The sequence below is a fragment of the Enterobacter sp. PL_is514 genome, from assembly GCF_055816715.1.
Genome location: NZ_JBVPGN010000035.1, coordinates 219068 through 240855, shown reverse-complemented (window position 1 = coordinate 240855; position 21788 = coordinate 219068). Strand labels below are relative to the sequence as shown.

Annotated in this window: 20 protein-coding genes, 2 tRNA genes and 2 other RNA genes; 14 read left to right on the top strand and 10 right to left on the bottom strand. The window is 51.7% G+C overall.

The window, feature by feature from the left end; translation table 11 throughout:
* Nucleotides 1–33 precede the first annotated feature (33 nt).
* Nucleotides 34–477 carry an Lrp/AsnC family transcriptional regulator gene (locus AC0TNG_RS20020; RefSeq protein ID WP_024907089.1) on the top strand — a complete coding sequence of 148 codons (444 nt, stop codon included), beginning with the start codon at nt 34–36 and terminating at the stop codon, nt 475–477.
* A 111-nt stretch (nt 478–588) separates the two neighbouring features.
* Here the strand turns inward: AC0TNG_RS20020 and AC0TNG_RS20015 are convergent.
* The 6 genes from AC0TNG_RS20015 to AC0TNG_RS19990 form a co-directional block, all read right to left on the bottom strand.
* Nucleotides 589–719, bottom strand: a non-coding RNA gene (locus AC0TNG_RS20015) — RtT sRNA.
* A 45-nt stretch (nt 720–764) separates the two neighbouring features.
* Nucleotides 765–895: non-coding RNA, RtT sRNA (locus tag AC0TNG_RS20010), on the bottom strand.
* A gap of 45 nt (nt 896–940) precedes the next feature.
* A tRNA-Tyr gene (locus AC0TNG_RS20005) sits at nt 941–1025 on the bottom strand.
* Nucleotides 1026–1060: 35 nt separating this feature from the next.
* Nucleotides 1061–1145: transfer RNA gene (locus AC0TNG_RS20000), tRNA-Tyr, on the bottom strand.
* A 158-nt stretch (nt 1146–1303) separates the two neighbouring features.
* Nucleotides 1304–2146: a formyltetrahydrofolate deformylase gene (gene purU, locus AC0TNG_RS19995; RefSeq protein WP_023312104.1), complete on the bottom strand. Its 843-nt coding sequence runs from the start codon at nt 2144–2146 to the stop codon at nt 1304–1306.
* 46 nt (nt 2147–2192) lie between these two features.
* The gene (locus tag AC0TNG_RS19990; protein ID WP_024907090.1) at nt 2193–2651 is read right to left on the bottom strand and encodes a YchJ family protein; all 459 of its coding nucleotides are present in this window, start codon (nt 2649–2651) and stop codon (nt 2193–2195) included.
* A 114-nt stretch (nt 2652–2765) separates the two neighbouring features.
* Between AC0TNG_RS19990 and rssA the strand changes: the two genes are divergently transcribed.
* The 3 genes from rssA to galU all read left to right on the top strand — a co-directional run bounded on the left by rssA (nt 2766) and on the right by galU (nt 5882).
* Nucleotides 2766–3668 (top strand): patatin-like phospholipase RssA, encoded by a 903-nt coding sequence (gene rssA, locus AC0TNG_RS19985; protein WP_032647607.1) that lies wholly within the window; start codon nt 2766–2768, stop codon nt 3666–3668.
* A gap of 91 nt (nt 3669–3759) precedes the next feature.
* Nucleotides 3760–4773, top strand: coding sequence for a two-component system response regulator RssB (gene rssB, locus AC0TNG_RS19980; protein WP_032647605.1), 1014 nt, complete (start codon nt 3760–3762; stop codon nt 4771–4773).
* A gap of 200 nt (nt 4774–4973) precedes the next feature.
* Entirely contained in the window at nt 4974–5882 is a 909-nt protein-coding gene (gene galU / locus AC0TNG_RS19975) for a UTP--glucose-1-phosphate uridylyltransferase GalU (RefSeq protein WP_008502780.1), read from the top strand.
* Between the two features lie 201 nt (nt 5883–6083).
* On the opposite strand, the gene hns is transcribed toward galU, so the two are convergent.
* Entirely contained in the window at nt 6084–6497 is a 414-nt protein-coding gene (gene hns / locus AC0TNG_RS19970; RefSeq protein WP_008502781.1) for a histone-like nucleoid-structuring protein H-NS, read from the bottom strand.
* 551 nt (nt 6498–7048) lie between these two features.
* On the opposite strand from hns, the gene tdk reads away from it, so the two are divergent.
* Nucleotides 7049–7663: a thymidine kinase gene (gene tdk, locus AC0TNG_RS19965; protein WP_417927499.1), complete on the top strand. Its 615-nt coding sequence runs from the start codon at nt 7049–7051 to the stop codon at nt 7661–7663.
* A 65-nt stretch (nt 7664–7728) separates the two neighbouring features.
* Here the strand turns inward: tdk and adhE are convergent, their stop codons facing one another.
* Entirely contained in the window at nt 7729–10407 is a 2679-nt protein-coding gene (gene adhE / locus AC0TNG_RS19960; protein ID WP_032647603.1) for a bifunctional acetaldehyde-CoA/alcohol dehydrogenase, read from the bottom strand.
* 477 nt (nt 10408–10884) lie between these two features.
* Here adhE and AC0TNG_RS19955 point away from each other — a divergent pair, with 477 nt between their 5' ends.
* The 7 genes from AC0TNG_RS19955 to AC0TNG_RS19925 all read left to right on the top strand — a co-directional run bounded on the left by AC0TNG_RS19955 (nt 10885) and on the right by AC0TNG_RS19925 (nt 18770).
* The gene (locus AC0TNG_RS19955; RefSeq protein ID WP_021240330.1) at nt 10885–11532 is read left to right on the top strand and encodes a YchE family NAAT transporter; all 648 of its coding nucleotides are present in this window, start codon (nt 10885–10887) and stop codon (nt 11530–11532) included.
* Nucleotides 11533–12302: 770 nt separating this feature from the next.
* The gene (oppA, locus tag AC0TNG_RS19950; protein WP_024907095.1) at nt 12303–13934 is read left to right on the top strand and encodes an oligopeptide ABC transporter substrate-binding protein OppA; all 1632 of its coding nucleotides are present in this window, start codon (nt 12303–12305) and stop codon (nt 13932–13934) included.
* A gap of 84 nt (nt 13935–14018) precedes the next feature.
* Entirely contained in the window at nt 14019–14939 is a 921-nt protein-coding gene (gene oppB, locus AC0TNG_RS19945; RefSeq protein ID WP_008502786.1) for an oligopeptide ABC transporter permease OppB, read from the top strand.
* Nucleotides 14940–14951: 12 nt separating this feature from the next.
* The gene (gene oppC, locus AC0TNG_RS19940; RefSeq protein WP_023312096.1) at nt 14952–15860 is read left to right on the top strand and encodes an oligopeptide ABC transporter permease OppC; all 909 of its coding nucleotides are present in this window, start codon (nt 14952–14954) and stop codon (nt 15858–15860) included.
* A gap of 11 nt (nt 15861–15871) precedes the next feature.
* Nucleotides 15872–16885: an ABC transporter ATP-binding protein gene (oppD, locus tag AC0TNG_RS19935; protein ID WP_407820457.1), complete on the top strand. Its 1014-nt coding sequence runs from the start codon at nt 15872–15874 to the stop codon at nt 16883–16885.
* Nucleotides 16882–17886 carry a murein tripeptide/oligopeptide ABC transporter ATP-binding protein OppF gene (gene oppF / locus AC0TNG_RS19930; protein WP_024907098.1) on the top strand — a complete coding sequence of 335 codons (1005 nt, stop codon included), beginning with the start codon at nt 16882–16884 and terminating at the stop codon, nt 17884–17886. Before oppD ends, oppF begins: the two co-directional genes overlap by 4 nt.
* Before the next feature lie 14 nt (nt 17887–17900).
* Nucleotides 17901–18770 (top strand): ion transporter, encoded by an 870-nt coding sequence (locus AC0TNG_RS19925; RefSeq protein WP_073961526.1) that lies wholly within the window; start codon nt 17901–17903, stop codon nt 18768–18770.
* A 31-nt stretch (nt 18771–18801) separates the two neighbouring features.
* Here the strand turns inward: AC0TNG_RS19925 and AC0TNG_RS19920 are convergent, their stop codons facing one another.
* The gene (locus tag AC0TNG_RS19920) at nt 18802–19131 is read right to left on the bottom strand and encodes an HI1450 family dsDNA-mimic protein (protein ID WP_006810881.1); all 330 of its coding nucleotides are present in this window, start codon (nt 19129–19131) and stop codon (nt 18802–18804) included.
* Nucleotides 19132–19164: 33 nt separating this feature from the next.
* Nucleotides 19165–20625, bottom strand: coding sequence for a cardiolipin synthase (gene cls / locus AC0TNG_RS19915; protein WP_008502791.1), 1461 nt, complete (start codon nt 20623–20625; stop codon nt 19165–19167).
* 158 nt (nt 20626–20783) lie between these two features.
* Here cls and AC0TNG_RS19910 point away from each other — a divergent pair, with 158 nt between their 5' ends.
* Nucleotides 20784–20957, top strand: coding sequence for a YciY family protein (locus AC0TNG_RS19910; RefSeq protein ID WP_021240326.1), 174 nt, complete (start codon nt 20784–20786; stop codon nt 20955–20957).
* Between the two features lie 111 nt (nt 20958–21068).
* Entirely contained in the window at nt 21069–21704 is a 636-nt protein-coding gene (leuE, locus tag AC0TNG_RS19905; RefSeq protein WP_208763919.1) for a leucine efflux protein LeuE, read from the top strand.
* The last annotated feature ends 84 nt before the right edge of the window (nt 21705–21788 follow it).

Sequence of the window (21788 nt, the reverse complement as noted above, 5' to 3'; positions counted from 1 at the left end):
AGGTAAATCACTTTTTAAAATTAGGTGAAAAGAATGGAATGCCTTATCGATGATATCGATCGACAAATTTTAGCCTGTCTGGTTGAGGATGCGCGCATGTCGTTGAAGGTGCTCAGCGGCCGCATCGGTCTGACGTCCCCCAGCACGGCAGAACGCCTGAAGAGGCTGGAAGAACGCGGTGTGATTCAGGGTTATGGTGCACGGGTGAATCTGGCGGCGCTGGGGTATACGCTGCAGGCGCTGGTGCGCGTGCGGCCTTTGCCGGGGCTGTTGCATAAGGTGGATAAGTACATTCAGGCGATGCCGGAGTGTATTGAGAGCGACAAAGTCACCGGGGAAGATTGCTTTGTAATTAGGCTGGTGGTGCGGTCAATCGAACAGCTTGATGCGCTGCTTGACGGCCTGGCAGAACATGCCCAGTGTAATACGTCGATTGTGAAGAGTTCGCCGGTGAAGCGCCGTTTGCCGCCGATGTAGGTTTCTGTCGCCGGGTGGCGGCTGCGCCTTACCCGGCCTACGAACGCTTCCGCGTTACGGAAATGCATGATACCTGGTGCGAACAGAAGGTTTGGAGTCGTTTGAAAGTGATGGTGGTGGGGGAAGGATTACTCGGCGCGTTGCGCCTCGCCCTTCGGGTCGTTGCCTGCGGCAACGCTTTCTCGCTACGCTCGAATCGAACCTTAGTCGAAGCTTCTCATCCTTCCCCGTTACGGAAATACATGATGCCTGGTGCGAACAGAAGGTTTAGCGTCGTTTGGAAGTGATGGTGGTGGGGGAAGGATGACTCGGCGCGTTGCGCCTCGCCCTTCGGGTCGTTGCCTTCGGCAACGCTTTCTCGCTGCGCTCGAATCGAACCTTAGTCGAAGCTTCTCATCCTTCCCCGTTACGGAAATACATGATGCCTGGTGCGAACAGAAGGTTTAGCGTCGTTTGGAAGTGATGGTGGTGGGGGAAGGATTCGAACCTTCGAAGTCGATGACGGCAGATTTACAGTCTGCTCCCTTTGGCCGCTCGGGAACCCCACCAGGGGCAATTCAAATTTTGAGGTCGTGCTGAGAGATGGTGGTGGGGGAAGGATTCGAACCTTCGAAGTCGATGACGGCAGATTTACAGTCTGCTCCCTTTGGCCGCTCGGGAACCCCACCACGGGGTAATGCTTTTTTACTGGCCTGCTTCCTGCTGGAAGCGGGGCGCATCATATCAAATGAGACGCCCCTGTAAAGCATTCCTTTAGGGAAATGAAGTCGTTTGCCTGCTTTTTATCCGTAAAGGCGCAAAGCTAATCAATTCATTTTCCGAAAGATTAAAGAATGATGGTCCTGTTGCCGTACACGAAGACCCGCTGCGCCAGCACCTGATACAGCGCACGACTCAACACATTCTTCTCAACGTCACGACCCGCACGCATCATGTCCTCAGCAGTGTAAGTGTGATCCACATGAATGACGTCCTGCATGATGATTGGACCTTCATCCAGGTTGTCATTCACGTAGTGCGCGGTCGCACCGATGATCTTCACGCCGCGCTCGTACGCCTGGTGGTAAGGACGCGCACCAATAAAGGCTGGCAGGAACGAGTGGTGAATGTTGATGATCTTGTTCGGGAAACGCGCTACGAAGGATGGCGTTAACACGCGCATGTATTTCGCCAGCACCACGTAGTCCGGGTTATGCGCTTCAATGGCCTGTGCCATCAGATCGTCGTGTTCTTCACGGGTATGGCCTTCGTGGCTCACCAGCTCGAACGGAATATCAAAACGCTCGACCAGCGTGCGCAGCGTCTCATGGTTGCCAATAACGGCAGCAATTTCAACGTCCAGACCGCCGTAGTTGGCTTTCATCAGCAGGTCGCCCAGACAATGTGCTTCTTTGGTCACCAGGATCACGATGCGGCGTCGACCCGCTGGGGTCAGTTCGCGCACGGAACCTTCCGGAAGCGCGCTGTCCAGATCGGCAAGCAGGGTGGTGTCGTTGAAAATACCTTCCAGCTCGGTACGCATAAAGAAGCGACCGGTACGGTGGTCAACGAACTCGTTGTTCTGCACGATATTCAGTTCATGCTTGTAGCAAATGTTGGTAATTCGTGCGATCAGTCCTTTTTGATCGGGACAGATGGTGCGCAGAACTTTACGTTGTAATGATTGCATCGCCGGGAAATCCTGTTTGTATTTGCGAAGTCTGGGTTGTCAGGCATTACTGCCCGCAACACTTTTTAAATTTTTTACCTGAACCACACGGGCAGGGATCGTTACGACCAAACTGTGGGCGCGTTCCGTCAATATAATACCATTGCCCGCTTTCCTTTAAGAACCGGGAACGCTCGATAATGGCACCCGGTTTATTATTCTCGCTAAAACGGGCAACAAAGCTGACGTAACCTTCGTCAACATGACTGCCTGTTGCGGATTCATAGACGGTAAGGCCGAGCCACTGCGTGTTCGCGAACCCGGCTTCGATGTCCTGTTTGAAATCGGCTGCGCGGCAGGATGGATGCCAGGTTTTAATCAGGTAGTCTGCGTCCTTGATCACAAAAGCAGTGTACCGTGAACGCATGAGGTGTGACGGGTCTGGTGCAACCTGATCGCCAGACAGATATCGCTGGCAACATAGGCTATACTCCAGAGCGCTACCACAGGGGCAGAGTTGAGACACGATTCTCTTCCTGGAACAAAAAATAAAGGCGTTAAACGCTTCGGGTAGCACTATGTTAACTGAGCTGTTGCGTTGACGCTATGTCAGGAATCCAGGGGAAGTAAAACAGGGCTAATGAGAAAGGTTAAAATTGGACTGGCGCTGGGCTCAGGTGCAGCCCGGGGGTGGTCACACATCGGCGTAATTAATGCCTTAAACAAGATGGGCATTGACATTGATATTGTCGCAGGGTGTTCAATAGGATCGCTTGTCGGCTCTGCTTACGCGTGCGGGAAGCTTCCGGAACTCGAGACGTGGGTGCGCTCCTTCAGCTACTGGGACGTGCTGCGTCTGATGGACCTCTCCTGGCAGCGTGGTGGGCTGCTGCGCGGCGAGCGCGTGTTTAACCAGTTCCGCCAGGTTATGCCTCTCGAAGACTTCACCGATTGTCAGATGCCTTTCGGCGCCGTCGCGACGAACCTCAGTACAGGACGCGAGCTCTGGCTCACCGAAGGGGATATCCATCTTGCCGTGCGTGCCTCCTGCAGTATGCCGGGGCTCATGGCGCCTGTCCCACACAACGGTTACTGGCTTGTCGACGGTGGCGTCGTTAACCCGGTTCCCATCTCTCTGACGCGCGCAATGGGGGCGGATATCGTGATTGCCGTCGACCTGCAGCACGACGCCCACCTGATGCAGCAGGATCTCATGCCGGTCAATCTCCAGAGCGAAGATGTTGAGGGCGAGAAACTGGCCTGGCATGAACGCCTGCGCGGAAGAATCGGGCGTATGGCCGCACGTCGCTCGGTTACCGCACCGACGGCGATAGAAATCATGACCACGTCAATTCAGGTACTTGAGAACCGCCTTAAACGTAACCGTATGGCAGGCGATCCTCCGGATATTCTTATTCAGCCGTACTGTCCGCAAATCTCTACCCTTGATTTCCATCGGGCTGAGGCCGCCATCGCAGCGGGCTCGTTAGCCGTCGAAAAGAAAATGGACGAATTGTTGCCTTTTGTGCAGACCGCACGTTAAGCACCTTTTTTTGACTACTTCAGCAAAATCTGACAGGCGATAGTGCCGATCGCATGCCACTATTTAGTTACTGTCAGCCAGGGGAGGAACCATGACGCAGCCATTGGCCGGAAAACACATTTTGATTGTTGAAGACGAGCCCGTTTTCCGATCGCTACTGGATTCGTGGTTATCCTCGCTGGGCGCAATGACGTCACTGGCTGAAGATGGCATCGACGCCCTGGAAAAAATGATTAGCATTACGCCCGATTTGATGATTTGCGACATTGCGATGCCGCGCATGAATGGACTGAAGCTGGTTGAACATCTGCGTAACGAAGGTAATCAGACGCCGATTCTGGTGATCTCTGCCACCGAGAACATGGCGGATATCGCCAAAGCATTACGTCTTGGGGTACAGGATATTCTGCTCAAACCAGTCAAGGATTTGCATAGATTGCGGGAAACGGTCTTAGCGTGCCTTTATCCGAATATGTTTAATTCCCGGGTAGAGGAAGAGGAGCGTCTTTTCCAGGACTGGGACGCTCTGGTGAGTAATCCGCCTGCTGCGGCGAAGCTGTTGCAAGAACTCCAGCCGCCCGTCCAGCAAACTATTTCACACTGCCGTGTAAATTATCGCCAGCTGGTGGCCGCTGATCAGCCTGGACTGGTGCTGGATATTGCACCACTGTCAGATTCCGACCTTGCGTTTTATTCTCTGGATGTCACCCGGGCGGGGGATAACGGTGTATTAGCCGCGTTACTTCTTCGTGCGCTATTTAATGGCTTGTTGCAGGAACAGTTATCCCATCAGGGACAACGGTTGCCGGAGTTAGGCAGTTTACTCAAACAGGTAAACCAGCTTTTTCGTCAGGCCAATTTGCCAGGACAGTTCCCGCTGCTGGTCGGCTATTACCACAGCGGTTTAAAGAATCTGATCCTCGTTTCAGCCGGTCTCAATGCATCACTGAATACCGGTGAACACCATATTCAGGTGAGTAACGGTGTGCCGCTTGGGACATTGGGAACGGCGTATCTTAATCAAATTAGCCACCGCTGTTCCTCCTGGCAGTGCCAAATTTGGGGCGCCGGGGGACGGCTACGCTTAATGTTGTCCACGGAATAAGCAATTGGATCGTAATTTTAAGATTGCTTTACCTGTGTTTTGCGGGGAGTGCTACTATCGCTGCCCGGTTTCATGCGTATTTATCCTAATTGATCGGCAACGCGTTCTTTTCAGACCCGGACTGCGGGGCGAGGCTGATATACTCAACGCGTTATTTATTGCATAAAAGTTCAAAACTTGAACAGCTCAGGAGAATTTGAATGGCTGCCCTAAATTCGAAAGTCAGAAAGGCCGTTATCCCGGTAGCGGGATTGGGGACCAGGATGTTACCAGCAACTAAGGCGATTCCTAAAGAGATGTTGCCTCTGGTTGATAAGCCATTAATCCAGTATGTCGTTAATGAATGCATTGCAGCCGGCATCACTGAAATTGTGCTGGTTACGCATTCATCTAAAAACTCTATCGAAAACCATTTCGATACAAGCTTTGAACTTGAAGCCATGCTGGAAAAGCGTGTTAAGCGTCAGCTGTTAGAAGAGGTTCAGTCTATTTGCCCTCCACACGTCACCATTATGCAGGTTCGTCAGGGGCTGGCTAAAGGTCTGGGTCACGCTGTTATGTGCGCGCATCCTGTTGTCGGTGATGAGCCTGTAGCGGTAATTCTGCCTGACGTTATTCTGGACGAATACGAATCCGATCTTTCTCAGGATAACCTGGCTGAAATGATCAAACGTTTCGACGAAACCGGCAGCAGCCAGATTATGGTTGAGCCTGTTGAAGACGTAACGGCATACGGTGTGGTTGACTGCAAAGGCGTTAACCTTGAGCCGGGTGAAAGTGTGCCAATGGTTGGCGTCGTAGAGAAGCCTAAAGCCGATGTAGCCCCTTCAAACCTTGCTGTTGTAGGTCGCTATGTCCTGAGTGCTGAAATCTGGCCTCTGCTGGCTAAAACGCCTCCAGGAGCGGGTGATGAGATCCAACTGACGGATGCCATCGATATGCTGATCGAGAAAGAGACCGTTGAGGCCTACCATATGAAAGGTAAGAGCCATGACTGCGGTAATAAGCTCGGTTATATGCAGGCGTTTGTTGAATATGGTATCCGCCACAATACCCTTGGCGAAGAATTTAAAACCTGGCTCAAAGAGAGCGTAGGTATTAAGAAATAAGCCACGGTTGTAAATGTTCGAAACCGGTGAGGCGCTGCCCACCGGTTTTTTTATGCCTATACACTCCCGAAAACCTGTCTGAAAGTACAGTCGATAAAGTTGTTAAATAATGCTTTATGACAGAGTGTAAGAGGATGTTTGGGACAAATTTAGGTTAAAAAAAATCCCGCAATATGCGGGATTTCTCTGAATGTGCCGTGATTAATCCTTGATCAGGAAGTCATCCAGCTGTTTACCTTGCTCATCCATGGCTTTCTTGATAACAGCAGGAGTACGACCCTGGCCAGTCCAGGTTTTAGTTTCGCCGTTCTCGTCAACGTAGCTATATTTAGCAGGACGAGCAGCACGCTTGGCTTTGGTACCGGTTTTAGCCGCAGCCATGCTGTTCAGCAATTCATTTGGATCGATACCATCAGCAATCAGCATTTCACGATATTGCTGCAGTTTACGAGTACGCTCTTCGATTTCAGCAGCAGCAGCGCTTTCTTCTTCGCGACGTTCATTAACTACAACTTCTAATTTTTCCAGCATTTCTTCAAGCGTTTCGAGGGTGCATTCTCTTGCCTGCGCACGAAGAGTACGGATGTTGTTCAGAATTTTAAGTGCTTCGCTCATTGTAGTAATCTCAAACTTATAATGGGGGGGGTGGTTTGTTGAACTAATAATAGAGCCATAAATTCATATGTGCAATAGCCAGGAATGTAAGGAATTCAAAAAATACTAAATCGTCTCACTATTATTAATTACGCTAACTTAAATTTCATCACCCGACAGTCTCGCTTGTTATCACATCAACCTGCTTTGTCCGGTTGATTGCCTCTTTTTTTTGTGACATTTACCGCAGGAATTATAGTTGCGGCGGATAAATATCAGCCTTTTGTATTAGTTCCCCCCCGTGATGTTAAGGCTGAAATAGTTAATAAATGGTGAATTTTAATGAACGGTGATTCCACTATAAAAACAAGTGTTATGTTGAGCTTAACATATAACATATTGGCCTGGCTGCATGCGTTTACTTCATGTTTTAACGGATTATTTTCGAAAACAGAAGGTTCTGAACGCCGCGCTGAACTACATCCTCTGTGCGCTGTATCGCTGATGACCTGACAAAATATGGTACAATGACTCATCGGGAATATTACACATTGATTAGGGTTTTACGGCCAATGGCACAACTGTATTTCTACTATTCGGCGATGAATGCCGGTAAATCCACCGCGCTGCTGCAATCCTCGTACAATTACCAGGAGCGCGGGATGCGTACCGTTGTTTATACGGCTGAGATTGACGATCGCTTTGGGGCAGGGAAGGTGAGCTCCAGAATAGGACTCTCGTCACCTGCCAGGCTGTTTAACCCGAAAACCGATCTGTTTGAGGACATTCGCATGGAACATGCTGAGCGGCCTATTCACTGTGTCCTGGTCGATGAGAGCCAGTTTCTGACGCGTGAACAGGTTCACGCACTTTCCGAGGTGGTTGATGAGCTTGATATCCCCGTGCTGTGCTATGGGCTGCGTACGGATTTTCGCGGTGAGCTCTTTGCCGGGAGTCAGTATTTGCTCGCCTGGTCGGATAAACTCGTCGAATTAAAAACGATCTGCTTCTGCGGTCGCAAAGCCAGTATGGTGCTTCGTCTCGACCAGGCAGGAAAACCTTATGCAGATGGTGAGCAGGTGGTTATAGGCGGTAATGAACGCTATGTATCGGTCTGTCGCAAGCATTATAAAGAAGCGCTGTCTGTAGGCTCGCTGACGGCGATTCAACACGACAACAGAAAATAACGTCAGCTTTATTATTCAGACATAAAAAAACCCGCCATAAAGGCGGGTTTTTCATTTGCTGTCAATTAAGCGCTTTTCTTCGCTTTCTTGTCAGCTTTGATGACCGGAACTTCTGTTTTCACAGCGGCAACGTCACCTTCTTTGAACTCACGACCGTAGAAGGTATCCAGCAGAATCTGTTTCAGCTCGGAGATCAGTGGGTAGCGCGGGTTGGCACCTGTACACTGGTCATCGAATGCATCTTCAGACAGCTTATCTACATGAGCGAGGAAGTCAGCTTCCTGTACGCCCGCTTCACGGATAGATTTAGGAATACCCAGCTCAGCTTTCAGACTTTCCAGCCATGCCAGCAGTTTCTCAATCTTCGCAGCAGTACGGTCGCCCGGTGCGCTCAGACCAAGGTGGTCTGCGATTTCAGCATAACGACGACGTGCTTGCGGACGGTCGTACTGGCTGAAAGCAGTCTGCTTGGTTGGGTTGTCGTTAGCGTTATAACGAATAACGTTGCTGATCAACAGGGCGTTCGCCAGACCGTGAGGAATGTGGAACTGTGAACCCAGCTTGTGCGCCATAGAGTGGCAAACACCCAGGAAGGCGTTCGCAAACGCGATACCGGCGATGGTTGCTGCACTGTGAACGCGTTCACGTGCTACCGGGTTTTTAGACCCTTCGTTATAGGACGCTGGCAGGTTTTCCTTCAGCAGTTTCAGAGCCTGCAGAGCCTGACCGTCAGAGAACTCAGACGCCAGTACAGAAACGTAAGCTTCCAGGGCGTGAGTTACCGCATCCAGACCACCGAACGCACACAGTGACTTCGGCATATCCATGACCAGGTTCGCATCGACGATAGCCATGTCTGGGGTCAGGGCATAGTCAGCCAGCGGGTATTTCTGACCTGTCGCATCGTCCGTTACTACCGCGAATGGCGTGACTTCTGAACCGGTACCGGAAGTGGTGGTGACCGCGATCATTTTCGCTTTTACGCCCATTTTCGGGAACTTGTAGATACGTTTACGGATGTCCATAAAGCGCAGCGCCAGTTCTTCGAAGTGGGTTTCAGGATGCTCGTACATGACCCACATGATTTTCGCGGCGTCCATTGGGGAACCACCACCCAGTGCGATAATCACATCTGGTTTGAAGGAGTTAGCCAGCTCAGCACCTTTACGCACAACGCTCAGGGTAGGGTCAGCTTCAACTTCAAAGAACACTTCAGTTTCAACGCCAGCCGCTTTCAGCACAGAGGTGATCTGGTCAGCGTAGCCGTTGTTAAACAGGAAACGGTCAGTCACGATGAGCGCACGTTTGTGGCCATCAGTAATCACTTCATCCAGCGCGATTGGCAGTGAGCCACGGCGGAAGTAGATAGATTTCGGAAGTTTGTGCCACAACATGTTTTCAGCTCGCTTAGCAACGGTTTTCTTGTTGATCAGGTGTTTTGGACCAACGTTTTCAGAGATGGAGTTACCACCCCAGGAACCACAACCCAGAGTCAGGGAAGGTGCGAGTTTGAAGTTGTACAGGTCACCGATACCACCCTGAGAAGCAGGGGTGTTAATCAGAATACGGGCAGTTTTCATCATCTGACCGAAGTGAGCAACACGCTCTGGTTGGTTATCCTGGTCAGTGTACAGACAAGAGGTGTGACCGATACCACCCATGGCAACCAGTTTCTCGGCTTTTTCTACCGCGTCTTCGAAATCTTTCGCACGGTACATTGCAAGCGTTGGAGACAGTTTTTCATGTGCAAACGGCTCGCTTTCGTCGACAACTTTTACTTCACCGATCAGGATTTTAGTTGTTGCCGGAACGGTAAAGCCTGCGAGTTCAGCAATCTTGTACGCTGGCTGACCCACGATAGCGGCGTTCAGCGCGCCATTTTTCAGGATGATGTCCTGAACTGCTTTCAACTCTTTGCCCTGCAGCAGGTAGCCGCCGTGGCTGGCGAAACGTTCGCGAACGGCGTCGTACACGGAGTCAACAACAACAACAGACTGTTCAGATGCACAGATCACACCGTTATCGAAGGTTTTAGACATCAGTACAGACGCAACGGCACGTTTGATGTCAGCGGTTTCGTCGATAACAACAGGGGTGTTACCGGCGCCCACACCGATGGCTGGTTTACCGGAGCTGTATGCCGCTTTAACCATGCCAGGACCACCGGTCGCCAGGATCAGGTTAATGTCCGGGTGATGCATCAGGGCGTTAGAGAGCTCAACGGAAGGTTGGTCGATCCAGCCGATCAGATCTTTTGGTGCGCCAGCAGCGATCGCCGCCTGCAGGACAATATCCGCAGCTTTGTTGGTCGCGTCTTTCGCACGTGGGTGTGGAGAGAAGATGATTGCGTTACGGGTCTTCAGGCTAATCAGCGATTTGAAGATAGCGGTAGACGTTGGGTTAGTGGTCGGAACAATACCGCAGATGATGCCGATAGGTTCAGCGATGGTGATAGTACCGAAGGTGTCGTCTTCGGACAGCACGCCACAGGTTTTCTCATCTTTATAGGCGTTATAGATATACTCGGAAGCGAAGTGGTTTTTAATCACTTTATCTTCCACGATACCCATGCCGGATTCGGCAACGGCCATTTTAGCGAGAGGGATTCGAGCATCTGCAGCAGCCAGTGCGGCCGCGCGGAAGATTTTATCAACCTGTTCTTGGGTGAAATTGGCATATTCACGCTGGGCTTTTTTAACGCGCTCGACGAGGGCGTTCAGTTCAGCGATATTAGTAACAGCCATAATGCTCTCCTGATAATGTTTAAACTCTTTTAGTAAACCAGCGCTCGATACGTCACACAGTATAGACAGAGCCGATACGACTTGCGTAACACAAAGTAAAACAAAGAGTTACTTTCTGCGTCAGCACACTAATTTACTAAAAGAGCCTTACCTTGGCATCATCCCTTTTGTCAGGTGACCTCCCTGGGGGTGTAACCAAGATTACTCACTTCTGAGTACGGAAATCATGATCTGTGTCAATTTTCCCCCAAGCTGATACCTTTCAGCAGGGTTATTTCGTGCTGATTTTTCCAGTGTTAAATAATTACGTAAGTATTGGAAGCGGCGCTATCATTGATTATACATATGTTTAACATCCTGAAATGATAACGTTTTGGCACAGATTTCGAGTGAAGTATGCTAATAAAAAGGGTATCTTCAGCGCGATTTCTCATGACGAATTGTCAGTCCAGGGCATGTGTATAAGCGGAGCAAAACGTGATCCAAACGCTCTTTGATTTTCCAACGTACTTTAAATTTTTTATTGGTTTGTTTGCCCTGGTCAACCCGGTGGGGATCATTCCTGTCTTCATTAGTATGACGAGTTACCAGACGGCGGCGGCCAGGAACAAGACCAACCTGACCGCTAACCTGTCAGTGGCGATCATATTGCTCACCTCTCTTTTTCTGGGTGACGCCATTCTCCAGCTCTTCGGGATTTCGATCGACTCTTTCCGCATTGCGGGTGGGATCCTGGTGGTGACCATCGCCATGTCCATGATCAGCGGTAAGCTGGGCGAGGATAAGCAGAATAAACAAGAGAAGTCAGAAACCGCTATCCGCGAAAGCATTGGCGTAGTGCCGTTGGCCTTACCGCTGATGGCCGGTCCTGGTGCCATCAGTTCAACCATTGTCTGGGGGACGCGCTATCATAGCCTGATGCACCTGATTGGTTTTTCAGTGGCGATTGCCATTTTCGCGCTCTGCTGTTGGGGCGTGTTCCGCATGGCACCCTGGCTGGTGCGCTTACTGGGTCAGACGGGCATTAACGTCATAACGCGTATCATGGGCCTGCTGCTGATGGCGTTAGGGATTGAATTTATCGTTACAGGTATTAAAAGCATTTTCCCCGGTTTGCTGCACTGATATTGCATATGAAAGAACGGAGCCACGGCTCCGTTTTTTTACATCATTATTAGTAAATCCTATAACTAAAGTTGAAATGCTCACATATCATAATAAATTCTACTAATAATGTTCATTGCTTGTATTTCAACAAGTTATTAATTCCCCTCAAACCCGCCTGCGCAGAAAATCTTCGATCGCTCTGTTATTTTACTCACATGATACTCTGGGGCTTGCTGAGAGATAACCGAAATGATATTAGTAATTTCAACATTCCCCTAGATGAATGTGCTAAATAATAACCAGTTGTTAAATTTTTGTACAAAGTCACTCGATGATAGCGCAGCGACGCGCTTGTAGAGAAAAATTTCTCTATCTTGTTGAATATCATGTTTTTTAATTGATGTTCGATGTCCGGCAGGGCTGCCCTCAACGATGCGGTACTCACCGTAAAAGAGAATTGCTTAACAAATTTGCAAAATGTATTGGCGCACGTTTACGCCATTTGATACTTTCCGGCCTAATATTTTGCAGCATAAAACAAACAGATGAGAATTATTTTCATATGGTTCTCTTCTCAGATATCCAACGCAGGTCTCAAACAGGGTGGCCTGTAAAGAATCGACGCAAGACGGCCATACGAGCGGTCAGTAATAAAAAAGTCGGTGATAGCAAGCAGTAAAAGAAGAACCTGACAGCAGCAAAAAAAAACTCCTGCGCTGTACAGGCCCCAACAGGGGATTACACAGCTGGCGAAGGCCAGTCATTATAATGAGTGGAGTACCAACACAATGTCCATCATCACAAAAAAAAATCTGGTAGCGGCGGGGATTTTAACTGCGCTAATCGCGGGCAACGCTGCAATGGCTGCGGACGTTCCTGCAGGTGTTCAACTGGCTGAGAAGCAAACGCTGGTGCGTAACAACGGTGCGGAAGTTCAGTCTCTTGACCCGCACAAAATTGAAGGTGTTCCTGAGTCTAACGTTAACCGCGACCTGTTCGAAGGCCTGCTGGTGACAGACGTAGACGGCCACCCGGCGCCGGGTGTAGCCGAAAAATGGGAAAACAAAGATTTCAAAGTCTGGACCTTCCATCTGCGTAAAGATGCGAAATGGTCCGACGGTACACCGGTCACGGCCGAAGATTTCGTTTATAGCTGGCAGCGTCTGGCGAACCCAACAACCGCTTCTCCGTATGCGAGCTACCTGCAATATGGCCACATCGCCAATATTGATGACATCATCGCGGGTAAAAAACCTGTTACCGACCTGGGCGTAAAAGCGATTGATGCGAATACCTTTGAAGTGACGTTGAGCGAACCTGTTCCGTACTTCTATAAGCTGCTGGTTCACCCGTCCGTCTCCCCGGTACCAAAATCCGCCGTGGAAAAATTTGGTGAAAAATGGACGCAGCCTGCCAATATCGTGACCAACGGTGCCTATAAGCTGAAAGACTGGGTGGTCAACGAGCGTATGGTGCTTGAGCGTAACCCGCAATACTGGGACAACGCGAAAACCGTCATTAATCAGGTTACCTACCTGCCAATTTCGTCCGAAGTGACTGACGTTAACCGCTACCGCAGCGGTGAAATCGACATGACCTATAACAACATGCCGATTGAACTGTTCCAGAAACTGAAAAAAGAGATCCCTAAAGAAGTTCACGTCGACCCGTACCTGTGCACCTACTACTATGAAATCAATAACCAGAAAGCACCGTTCACCGACGTACGTGTACGTACCGCGCTGAAGCTGGCTCTGGATCGCGATATCATCGTAAACAAAGTGAAAAACCAGGGCGATCTGCCGGCATACAGCTATACCCCTCCATACACCGATGGCGCAAAACTGACCGAGCCAGACTGGTTCAAACAGACGCAGGAACAGCGTAACGCAGAAGCGAAGAAACTGCTGGCCGAAGCGGGCTATACCGCAGATAAGCCGCTGACCTTCAGCCTGTTGTACAACACCTCCGATCTGCACAAAAAACTGGCTATCGCCGTCGCTTCGATCTGGAAGAAAAACCTGGGCGCGAACGTGAAGCTGGAGAACCAGGAGTGGAAAACCTTCCTCGACAGCCGTCATCAGGGCACCTTTGATGTGGCACGTGCTGGCTGGTGTGCGGACTATAACGAACCGACCTCCTTCCTGAATACCATGCTGAGCGACAGCTCGAACAACACCGCGCACTATAAGAGCCCGGCGTTCGACAAGCTGATTGGCGACACGCTGAAAACCACTGACGAAGCACAGCGTACGGAACTGTACTCTAAGGCCGAGCAGCAGCTGGATAAAGATTCCGCGATCGTTCCGGTTTACTACTACGTTAACGCCCGTCTGGTGAAACCATGGGTAGGTGGGTATACCGGTAAAGACCCGATGGATAATATCTACGTTAAAAACTTGTATATTATCAAGCATTAATGGCAATGAGTGGGGCGGGCGTGCTCGCCCCACGGTGTCTAACCAACGTCACATAATATAGGCACACGCCAGAAGGTACGGGCAATGTTGAAATTTATCCTACGTCGCTGTCTTGAAGCGATTCCAACGCTATTTATTCTCATCACGATTTCCTTCTTCATGATGCGCCTTGCGCCGGGAAGTCCATTTACCGGTGAACGTACGCTGCCGCCAGAAGTCATGGCGAATATCGAAGCGAAATACCACTTAAACGATCCCATCTCCACCCAGTACTTCAATTATCTGAAGCAGCTGGCTCACGGTGATTTTGGACCGTCATTTAAATATAAAGACTATTCCGTTAACGACCTTGTGGCGTCCAGCTTCCCGGTTTCGGCTAAGTTGGGGGCTGCGGCATTCATTCTGGCCATCGTTTTCGGGGTCACCGCAGGCGTTATCGCCGCGCTCAGACAAAATACCAAATGGGATTATGCCGTAATGGGGGTGGCAATGACCGGGGTAGTGATACCCAGCTTCGTTGTCGCGCCATTACTGGTGATGATATTTGCCATCACGCTGAAGTGGCTGCCTGGCGGCGGCTGGAACGGCGGGGCATTGAAGTTCATGATTTTGCCAATGGTGGCATTATCTCTGGCGTACATTGCCAGTATCGCGCGTATTACCCGTGGTTCAATGATCGAAGTGCTGCACTCAAACTTCATTCGCACCGCGCGCGCTAAAGGGCTGCCGATGCGTCGGATTATCTTCCGCCACGCGCTCAAACCGGCGCTGTTGCCCGTGCTCTCCTATATGGGACCGGCATTTGTCGGGATCATCACCGGCTCGATGGTTATCGAAACAATCTACGGCCTGCCTGGCATTGGTCAGCTGTTCGTAAACGGTGCGCTCAACCGCGATTATTCGCTGGTACTGAGCCTGACCATTCTCGTCGGTGCGCTGACCATTCTCTTTAACGCAATCGTCGATGTGCTGTACGCCGTCATCGACCCGAAAATCCGTTACTAACTGGAGCACGCCATGATGTTGAGTAAGAAAAACAGCGAGGCGCTGGAAAACTTCAGTGAAAAACTGGAAGTAGAAGGTCGTAGCCTCTGGCAGGACGCGCGCCGTCGCTTTATGCACAACCGCGCGGCGGTTGCCAGTCTGGTTGTTCTGGTGATTATCGCGCTGTTTGTGACCCTGGCGCCGATGCTGTCGCAATTTACCTATTTCGACACCGACTGGGGCATGATGTCCAGCGCGCCGGATATGGAGTCTGGCCACTATTTCGGCACGGACTCCTCAGGACGCGATCTGCTGGTGCGTGTCGCTATCGGTGGCCGTATCTCGCTGATGGTCGGGATTGCTGCCGCGCTGGTGGCGGTGATCGTGGGTACGCTCTACGGCTCACTGTCCGGCTACCTTGGCGGCAAAATAGACTCGGTAATGATGCGTCTGCTGGAAATCCTGAACTCCTTCCCGTTTATGTTCTTCGTCATCCTGCTGGTGACCTTCTTCGGTCAGAATATTTTGCTGATCTTCGTGGCCATCGGGATGGTTTCCTGGCTGGATATGGCGCGTATTGTCCGCGGCCAGACCCTGAGCCTCAAACGCAAAGAGTTTATCGAAGCCGCGCAGGTCGGCGGCGTTTCTACCGGGAATATCGTGGTTCGCCATATCGTTCCTAACGTGCTGGGCGTGGTGGTGGTCTATGCCTCATTGCTGGTGCCAAGCATGATCCTGTTTGAATCTTTCCTGAGCTTCCTCGGTCTGGGTACGCAAGAGCCGCTGAGCAGCTGGGGCGCGCTGCTGAGTGACGGTGCAAACTCAATGGAAGTGTCTCCGTGGCTGCTGTTATACCCGGCGGGTTTCCTGGTCGTTACCCTGTTTTGTTTTAACTTTATCGGCGATGGCCTGCGTGATGCCCTCGACCCGAAAGACCGTTAAGGAGCGCCGTCATGACAATGATTGAAACGGCAACCGCGCCACAGGCGCAGCAGCGGAGCGACCTTCTGCTGGACGTAAAAGATCTTCGCGTCACCTTTAAGACCCCGGACGGGGATGTGACCGCCGTGAACGATCTCAACTTCAACCTGCGCGCGGGCGAAACGCTCGGCATCGTGGGTGAATCCGGATCCGGGAAATCCCAGACTGCCTTTGCGCTAATGGGCCTGCTGGCCGCTAACGGTGTGATTGGCGGTTCCGCGAAATTCAACGGTCGTGAAATCCTCAACCTGCCGGAGCACGAGTTGAACAAGCTGCGCGCCGAGCAGATATCGATGATTTTCCAGGATCCGATGACCTCGCTGAACCCGTACATGCGCGTCGGTGAGCAGCTGATGGAAGTCCTGATGCTGCACAAAGGCCTGGGCAAAGCCGAAGCCTTTGAAGAGTCTGTCAAAATGCTCGATGCGGTGAAAATGCCGGAGGCGCGCAAGCGCATGCGCATGTTCCCGCACGAGTTTTCTGGCGGTATGCGTCAGCGCGTGATGATTGCGATGGCGCTGCTGTGCCGGCCAAAACTGCTGATTGCCGACGAACCGACCACCGCGCTGGACGTTACCGTTCAGGCACAAATCATGACCCTGCTGAACGAGCTGAAGCGTGAGTTCAACACGGCGATTATCATGATCACCCACGACCTGGGCGTGGTGGCGGGCATCTGTGACAAAGTGCTGGTGATGTATGCCGGTCGTACCATGGAATACGGCAAAGCGCGTGACGTGTTCTATCAGCCTGCTCATCCTTACTCGATTGGCCTGCTGAACGCGGTACCGCGCCTCGATGCGGAAGGGGAATCCCTGCTCACCATTCCGGGCAACCCGCCAAACCTGCTGCGCCTGCCGAATGGCTGTCCGTTCCAGCCGCGCTGTCCGCACGCGATGGAAATCTGCAACAGCGCACCGCCGCTGGAAGAGTTTGCACCAGGCCGTCTGCGCGCCTGCTTTAAGCCGCAGGAGGAGCTGGTATGAACGCATTAGATGAAAAACGCAATGTGCTGCTCGAGATTGCTGACCTTAAGGTGCATTTCGACATCAAAGACGGCAAACAGTGGTTCTGGCAGCCGTCGAAGACCCTGAAAGCGGTGGACGGCGTCACGCTGCGCCTGTATGAAGGGGAAACCCTGGGCGTGGTGGGCGAGTCCGGCTGCGGTAAATCGACCTTTGCGCGCGCCATTATCGGTCTGGTGAAAGCCACCGACGGTAAAGTGGCCTGGCTGGGTAAAGATCTGCTGGGCATGAAACCCGACGAGTGGCGCGAGGTGCGCAGCGATATCCAGATGATTTTCCAGGATCCGCTGGCGTCACTTAACCCGCGTATGACCATCGGTGAGATTATTGCCGAGCCGCTGCGGACCTATCATCCGAAGATGTCCCGTCAGGAAGTGCGCGATCGCGTTAAGGCGATGATGCTGAAAGTCGGGCTGTTGCCTAACCTCATCAACCGCTATCCGCACGAGTTCTCAGGCGGTCAGTGTCAGCGTATTGGTATTGCGCGCGCCCTGATCCTCGAACCGAAGCTGATTATCTGTGATGAGCCGGTTTCCGCGCTGGACGTGTCCATTCAGGCGCAGGTGGTTAACCTGCTGCAGAAGCTGCAGCGCGAAATGGGGCTGTCGCTGATCTTCATCGCGCATGACCTGGCCGTGGTGAAACACATCTCTGACCGCGTGCTGGTGATGTACCTCGGTCACGCCGTGGAGCTGGGCACCTATGACGAGGTGTACCACAATCCATTGCACCCATACACCAGAGCGCTGATGTCCGCGGTACCGATCCCCGATCCCGATCTGGAAAAGAATAAGACTATCCAGCTTCTGGAAGGGGAATTACCCTCACCCATTAACCCGCCGTCGGGCTGCGTCTTCCGCACGCGCTGCCCAATGGCCGGGCCGGAATGTGCGAAAACGCGACCGGTTCTCGAAGGCAGTTTCCGACATGCGGTTTCCTGCCTGAAAGTAGACCCGTTATAATCGCAAGGGCTGACATGATGTCAGCCCTTATTTTTTGCGAGGTTACTGTGTCGCGTTTATTCACGTCAGCCCGTCGGCGGCTTTATCATGTTTTATTCGATCCTGAAACGGTATCCGGACGACGATTCGAAGGTCTTTGTGGGTTATTTGCGCTCCTCAGCGTGGTGGTCATTTTTATTGAATCGGGTGCCGGGACGCAATACCACCTGACGTTTGACGAATGGCATATCTTTGTCTGGCTTGAGCTGGCGATAACCCTGGTTTTTACCGCCGAATATCTGCTCAGAGTGATTGCCTGGCCCAACCCGGCCCGATATGTTTTCAGCTTCTGGGGATTTATTGATTTAGCCACTATTCTGCCTCTCTACGTCATGTGGCTGTGGCCGGAAATCAGCCTGAGCTATGTTTTTGCCTGGCGGGCGATGCGCGTGATTCGGGTATTACGTATTCTGAAATTACTGCGTTTTATGCCGTCATTACGCGTGTTCTGGAGTGCGATCGTCAGCGCACGGCATCAGCTTATTTTGTTCTACTCGTTTATTGCCATCGTCATGATTGTTTTTGGCGCGCTGATGTATTTAATAGAAGGGCCCAAATATGGCTTTACGACGCTCAATGCGTCCGTTTATTGGGCGATAGTAACCGTGACGACCGTGGGGTACGGTGATATCACGCCCCATACGCCGCTGGGCCGCATTGTGGCCTCAGTGCTGATTTTGATTGGCTATTCGGTCATTGCTATTCCGACCGGGCTTATTACCACGCACATGAGCAGCGCATTTCAGAGCCGCAAGCAGCAGCGCAAATGTCCGGCATGTCACCAGGGTGACCATGACCTTAACGCGCGGTTTTGTCACCGCTGCGGAAGTGCGTTGCCGGAGTAAATAAAAAAGGCTGCAATCGCAGCCTTTTTTATTATTCGCGCCAGAGTATATGGCACAGCTTATGGTCTTTCTCACGACAGAGCAGGACGCGGGCGAAAATATCGTTAATTTCGCCACCGTCTTCATCGGCCAGCCCGATGACAACTTCGGCAAAGAAGTCAGGATTCAGATCGAAATCCACATGTTCAGCCCAGTCTTCTGAAGGGTCGAACAGTTCGGCACCGCCGCGCTCTTCGAACTGCAGATTAAAGAGGATCACGTCTGCGGGATCGAGGTTATCAACCGCCAGTTCGAGAAAAATGTCATAGGCCTGCTCGAGCGTTTCGTCTTCGGTCAGGCGATTGTTCAGATCCATTTCCATGATGACTACCTGTTTAACATCGTTGGGCACGTTTTACAGCAACGGACTAAAGAAGTAAAACAGTCGTTCGGCAATTCTCTGCCACAGCGGACGTTTTACCCACAGTCTGGCATCCAGCAGCCGCGAGCGGGAGATATAATCATCCTGCACCGCGGCGAGATCGCCACCAAAGCCGGCATCATCAATAACCAGCGTGATTTCAAAGTTGAGCCACAGGCTGCGCATATCCAGGTTGACCGTTCCCACCAGGCTTAACTCGCCGTCGACAAGCACGCTTTTGGTGTGGAGCAATCCACCTTCAAACTGGTAGATCTTCACCCCTGCGGCCAGCAGTTCGCTAAAGAAGGCCCGGCTGGCCCAGCCCACCAGAAGGGAGTCATTTTTGCGCGGCAATATAATGCTCACATCGACGCCGCGCTGCGCCGCGGTACAGATCGCGTGAAGGAGGTCATCGCTGGGAACAAAGTAGGGCGTCGTCATGATCAGGTATTCACGCGCCGAGTACGTTGCCGTCAGCAGCGCCTGATGAATCAAATCCTCCGGGAAGCCCGGCCCGGAAGCAATGGTATGAATGGTGTGACCGCTGGCCTCTTCAAACGGCATAATATTGCCGTCCGGCGGTGGCGGCAGAATGCGTTTGCCGGTTTCTATCTCCCAGTCGCAGGAGTAAACGATGCCCATCGAGGTGGCAATCGGCCCCTCCATTCGCGCCATCAAATCCACCCACTGGCCCACGCCCGAGTCCTGCTTGAAGAAGCGCGGATCAACCATGTTCATGCTGCCGGTGTAGGCAATATAGTTATCGATCATGATCATCTTACGATGCTGGCGGAGATCCATCCGGCGCAGAAACACGCGCAGGAGATTGACCTTCAGCGCCTCGACCACCTCGATCCCAGCATTACGCATCATGCCCGCCCAGGGGCTACGGAAAAATGCCACGCTGCCTGCGGAGTCAAGCATCAGACGGCAGTGAATGCCGCGTCGCGCCGCGGCCATCAGCGATTCAGCGACCTGGTCAGCCATCCCGCCGGGCTGCCAGATATAAAAAACCATCTCGATATTATGACGCGCCAGCTGGATATCGCGGATTAATGCCTGCATGACGTCGTCGGACGAGGTCAGCAGCTGGAGCTGATTGCCCTTAACGCCACCAATCCCCTGACGGCGTTCGCACAGCTTAAACAGTGACGAGGCGACGCTGCTGTTCTCCTCGGCAAAGATATGTTTGCAGGCTTTAAGGTCGTTAAGCCACTTTGCGGTAGAGGGCCACATGGCACGGGCCCGCTCTGCGCGGCGTTTACCCAGATGAAGCTCACCGAAAGAGAGATAGGCAATAATTCCCACCAGCGGGAGGATGTAGATTATCAGAAGCCAGGCCATGGCAGAGGGAACGGCTCTGCGCTTCATCAGGATGCGTAATGTCACACCTGCGATTAACAGCCAGTATCCCAAAATGACCAGCCAACTCACCACGGTGTAGAAGGTTGTCATAGGTAAAAAAATCCTTTTGAAAGCGTATTGTTATGAGTGTACGCATCAGGATTCATCTGGCAAATAAAAACGCCAGGTAAAAGCGCTGGTTTGCCGCAGGGTTGGGTTTATAATGGCCTTTCTTTTAGAGAAAAAGTGTTAGAGAAAGAGTTGTAGACATGAAGCGCAGTAGAACAGAAGTAGGGCGCTGGCGCATGTTGCGACAGGTGAGTCGTCGCAAGGCTCGTTGGCTGGAAGCACAATCCCGCCGCAATATGCGTATTCACGCCATCAGAAAATGTGGAATGACCCGGCATCGCAACGCGTTGCTGTTCGCAGTCCAGGATATCTGAGTACCATGAGGGCACCGTAATGGTGCCCGCTGATTTTGTAGCGTCTGATTTTTAGGAGTAGCGTATTTGCAGCGCTATTCCTGCTGTATTGAGCAAAAGGAGGGAGAAGAAGTGTTTGCGGAGTTTGGCGTACTGAATTTCTGGACGTATGTTGTTGGCGCATTTTTTATCGTGCTGGTACCGGGGCCGAATACCCTGTTTGTGCTGAAAACCGGGATTGGTCACGGCGTTAAAAAAGGGTATCTCGCCGCCACAGGCGTGTTTATCGGTGATGCGGTTCTGATGTTTCTGGCCTGGGCGGGTGTCGCAGCATTAATCCAGACCACGCCGGTGCTGTTTAACATTGTGCGCTATCTCGGCGCCTTTTATCTGCTGTGGCTGGGGGGCAAAATGCTCTGGTCGGTGGTGAACCGTCAGAAAAACGCGCATGAGAGCGGCCCCGAACCTGCCAGTATGATCATGAAACGTTCGCTGGTATTGAGCCTGACCAATCCAAAAGCGATTCTGTTCTACGTATCGTTCTTCGTTCAGTTTATTGACGTGAACGCACAGAACACCGGCACCTCTTTCCTTATCCTCGCGACGACGCTTGAGTTGATAAGCTTCATGTACATGAGCTTCCTGATCTTCTCCGGTGCGTTTGTCACGCGTTATCTCAAAACGAAAAAGAAACTGGCAAAGCTGGGTAACGGGCTCATAGGGCTGCTGTTTGTTGGGTTTGCGGCGAGGTTAGCGTCGCTGCATTGATTGATGAAAGGCTCCTGCGGGAGCCTTTTTAATGTCTGACGTAACTGGAAAGCCGCGCCAGACAAGGCTTCACGTTTTACTACT

What these genes read in the sequence shown, in the direction of transcription:
- AC0TNG_RS20020 (WP_024907089.1), top strand. Translation starts at nt 34, where the DNA reads ATGGAATGCCTTATCGATGATATCGATCGACAAATTTTAGCCTGTCTG.
- purU (WP_023312104.1), bottom strand. Translation starts at nt 2,146, where the DNA reads ATGCAATCATTACAACGTAAAGTTCTGCGCACCATCTGTCCCGATCAA.
- rssA (WP_032647607.1), top strand. Translation starts at nt 2,766, where the DNA reads ATGAGAAAGGTTAAAATTGGACTGGCGCTGGGCTCAGGTGCAGCCCGG.
- rssB (WP_032647605.1), top strand. Translation starts at nt 3,760, where the DNA reads ATGACGCAGCCATTGGCCGGAAAACACATTTTGATTGTTGAAGACGAG.
- galU (WP_008502780.1), top strand. Translation starts at nt 4,974, where the DNA reads ATGGCTGCCCTAAATTCGAAAGTCAGAAAGGCCGTTATCCCGGTAGCG.
- hns (WP_008502781.1), bottom strand. Translation starts at nt 6,497, where the DNA reads ATGAGCGAAGCACTTAAAATTCTGAACAACATCCGTACTCTTCGTGCG.
- tdk (WP_417927499.1), top strand. Translation starts at nt 7,049, where the DNA reads ATGGCACAACTGTATTTCTACTATTCGGCGATGAATGCCGGTAAATCC.
- adhE (WP_032647603.1), bottom strand. Translation starts at nt 10,407, where the DNA reads ATGGCTGTTACTAATATCGCTGAACTGAACGCCCTCGTCGAGCGCGTT.
- oppA (WP_024907095.1), top strand. Translation starts at nt 12,303, where the DNA reads ATGTCCATCATCACAAAAAAAAATCTGGTAGCGGCGGGGATTTTAACT.
- oppB (WP_008502786.1), top strand. Translation starts at nt 14,019, where the DNA reads ATGTTGAAATTTATCCTACGTCGCTGTCTTGAAGCGATTCCAACGCTA.
- oppC (WP_023312096.1), top strand. Translation starts at nt 14,952, where the DNA reads ATGATGTTGAGTAAGAAAAACAGCGAGGCGCTGGAAAACTTCAGTGAA.
- oppD (WP_407820457.1), top strand. Translation starts at nt 15,872, where the DNA reads ATGACAATGATTGAAACGGCAACCGCGCCACAGGCGCAGCAGCGGAGC.
- oppF (WP_024907098.1), top strand. Translation starts at nt 16,882, where the DNA reads ATGAACGCATTAGATGAAAAACGCAATGTGCTGCTCGAGATTGCTGAC.
- AC0TNG_RS19925 (WP_073961526.1), top strand. Translation starts at nt 17,901, where the DNA reads ATGATGTCAGCCCTTATTTTTTGCGAGGTTACTGTGTCGCGTTTATTC.
- AC0TNG_RS19920 (WP_006810881.1), bottom strand. Translation starts at nt 19,131, where the DNA reads ATGGAAATGGATCTGAACAATCGCCTGACCGAAGACGAAACGCTCGAG.
- cls (WP_008502791.1), bottom strand. Translation starts at nt 20,625, where the DNA reads ATGACAACCTTCTACACCGTGGTGAGTTGGCTGGTCATTTTGGGATAC.
- AC0TNG_RS19910 (WP_021240326.1), top strand. Translation starts at nt 20,784, where the DNA reads ATGAAGCGCAGTAGAACAGAAGTAGGGCGCTGGCGCATGTTGCGACAG.